The sequence below is a fragment of the Pseudoflavonifractor capillosus genome (genome assembly GCF_016899775.1).
Taxonomy (GTDB): domain Bacteria; phylum Bacillota; class Clostridia; order Oscillospirales; family Oscillospiraceae; genus Lawsonibacter.
Window position 1 is genome coordinate 1 of sequence record NZ_JACJJE010000120.1, and the last position, 2,179, is coordinate 2,179.

1 protein-coding gene is annotated in these 2,179 nt (G+C 65.6%); it reads left to right on the forward strand.

What is annotated here, in order from left to right; genetic code table 11:
- Positions 1–1,051: 1,051 nt before the first annotated feature.
- The coding region (mutL, locus tag H6B31_RS16500) for a DNA mismatch repair endonuclease MutL (protein ID WP_204899493.1) at positions 1,052–2,179 on the forward strand (1,128 nt) is incomplete at its 3' end.

Here is a 2,179-nt window from a genome sequence, read left to right on the forward strand (position 1 = left end):
AACTATCCTCTGCGTGGGCCGCGTCATTTGTTTATATGAGACTGGGGGGGCGGGGGTACGGCGGGCGGGTCTGGGACCCGCCCCTACGGCGTATCCGAAGGTGCGTTTGATCTTTCGTAGGGCCCGATGCCCCCATCGGGCCGTTTCCGGGCGGCCCGGTGTGCCGCCCCTACGAGTGGGAGGAATCCTCTGGGGCGGGCGGGTGAGGGCACCCGTCCCTGCGAGATGGGGGAATCTTCCGGTTTTGCCGTAGGGGCCGACGACCTCGGCGGCCCGCGGGCGCACACTGTGCGCCCCTACGGTTGAAACGGGCCGCTCTCATAACTAGGGCCGTTTCCCTCATCCGTCTGGCCTTCGGCCAGCCACCCTCCCCTAAAGGGGAAGGCTATCGGGCGACCGCAGGGTCGCCCCTACGGCGAAAACCGCACCGTGGACGTTGGCTCGGCAGAGCCAGGCGCAGTTGTGAAGCCGCAACAGCGACAATTTTTGCATACCCAGGGCCCAGTGGCCCGGCGGGAATTTAGACCGCCACTCAGATTTTGCGCGCCGGAAATTTTTATCTGGCCAAAGGGGTAACCACCGTAATGGGGTCCGGGGAAAGCAGTCCTATGGACCTAGGCGAAGCGAAGCGGAGCCGTAGTCCATCGGCTGCGTCCCCCGGCGATCCTTTGGTTTCTTTCCCATCGCTGGGAAAGAAACCCGCCCCGCAGGGCGAAACCCTGTGAGGCGGCGCGCCGGGTCGTCGCGCCCTACAGAAAAATCGAAACCAGGTGGGGCGGCGGGGGCAAGCCCCCGCTCTACAGGTTTCTTCTAATGATGGCTGTTCCTTAGACTACCCCCTCATCCGCCCCAGTGTGCGCACTGGGGCACCTTCCCCCCTGGGGGAAGGCTTTTTGGGGGGAGACGCCCCCTCACCCGCCCCGCAGGGCGGAACCCTGCAAAATAGGGCGGCGGCAAAAATCCCTCCCCAAGGAAAACCTTTCGCCTTTTTCCCCAAGCTGTGCTATAATAATAGTAAGATGCCAGACTATGCTCTCATTTGGAGGTATCCATGCCCAACATACAAGTATTAGACCCCCATGTGGCCGATCTGATCGCCGCCGGCGAGGTGGTGGAGCGCCCCGCCTCCGTGGCCAAGGAGCTTATGGAGAACGCCATTGACGCGGGGGCCTCCGCCGTGACGGTGGAGATCGCCCACGGGGGGATGACCTTTCTGCGGGTGACCGACGACGGCTGCGGCATCCCGGCTTCCGAGCTGAAGACCGCCTTTCTCCGCCACGCCACCAGCAAGCTGCGCACCGAGTACGACCTGGAGGCCATCGGCACCCTGGGGTTCCGGGGGGAGGCCCTGGCGGCCATCTCTGCCGTCTCCCGGGTGGAGGTGATGAGCCGCACCCAGGACAGCCCTCTGGGGGCCTCCCTGTCCCTGGAGGGGGGCGTGCCCGGACCGGTGGAGGAGGCGGGCTGCCCCCTGGGCACCACCATGGTGGTGCGGGACCTGTTCTACAACACCCCGGCGAGGCTGAAATTTATGAAGAAGGACGCGGCCGAGGGGGCCGCCGTCTTTGCCGTGGTCCAGCGGGTGGCCCTGTCCCACCCGGAGGTGAGCGTGAAGTTCCTCCGGGACGGGAAGCAGGAGCTGCTCACCCCCGGGGACGGGCAGCTCCAGTCGGCGGTGTACGCCGTCCTGGGCCGGGAGCTGGCCCTGGGTTTCACCCAGGTCAGCGGTTCCGGAGAGGACATGGCGGTCACCGGCTATGTGTCCCAGCCCGCCTGCTGCCGGGCCAGCCGGAACTGGCAGTTCTTCTTCGTCAACGGCCGGCAGGTGAAGTCCCGGCTGATGATGGCCGCCCTGGAGGAGGCGTACAAAAACCAGAAGATGGTGGGTAAGTTCCCCGCCTGCGTCCTCCACCTGGAGCTGAAGCGCAGCGCGGTGGATGTAAACGTCCACCCGGCCAAGACCGAGGTGAAGTTCGGCAATGAGCGCTCGGTGTTCGGGGCGGTGTACCACGCCGTCCTCTCCGCCCTGGAGCGGGACCACACCCGCCCGGCGGCGGTGCTGGAGAAGCCCAAGCCCCACGACACAGTGACGCCCCGCCAGACTGCCTTTCAGACCATGCCGGCCCAGCAGTTCCGGACCACCCTGGCGGTGTCCGACTCCTGTCTCTTATACACATCT